The following is a 403-nucleotide window of genomic DNA, read 5'->3' as shown; positions in this document are numbered from 1 at the left end:
AATTAAACTTGAACGCTTACAATGTCTTTATCCAGTTTTGAGAGAACGAGATTAAATTATTTTAATAAAACACTTGAAAGTCAAATTAAAAGTGTTATAATAAATCTTGTCTCAAATTAATAGGTCTAGTGATAATGGCAAAGAGGTCACACCCGTTCCCATACCGAACACGGAAGTTAAGCTCTTTAGCGCCGATGGTAGTTGGAGGCTTCCTCCTGCGAGAGTAGGACGTTGCTAGGCTTTATACCCAGGAGGATTAGCTCAGCTGGGAGAGCACCTGCCTTACAAGCAGGGGGTCGGCGGTTCGAGCCCGTCATCCTCCACCATAATATTACAATGCCGGCTTAGCTCAATTGGTAGAGCAACTGACTTGTAATCAGTAGGTTGAGGGTTCAAGTCCTTT

Annotated in this window: 1 tRNA gene and 1 rRNA gene; both read left to right on the top strand. The window is 42.9% G+C overall.

What is annotated here, in order from left to right:
• Positions 1-124: 124 nt before the first annotated feature.
• Positions 125-240: ribosomal RNA gene (rrf, locus tag CD29_RS19400) — 5S ribosomal RNA — on the top strand.
• A 10-nt stretch (positions 241-250) separates the two neighbouring features.
• Positions 251-326, top strand: a tRNA-Val gene (locus CD29_RS19395).
• Positions 327-403 lie beyond the last annotated feature (77 nt).

This window comes from Ureibacillus manganicus DSM 26584 (genome assembly GCF_000772945.1).
Taxonomy (GTDB): Bacteria; Bacillota; Bacilli; order Bacillales_A; family Planococcaceae; genus Ureibacillus; species Ureibacillus manganicus.
This window is presented reverse-complemented; position numbering and strand designations above follow the sequence as displayed.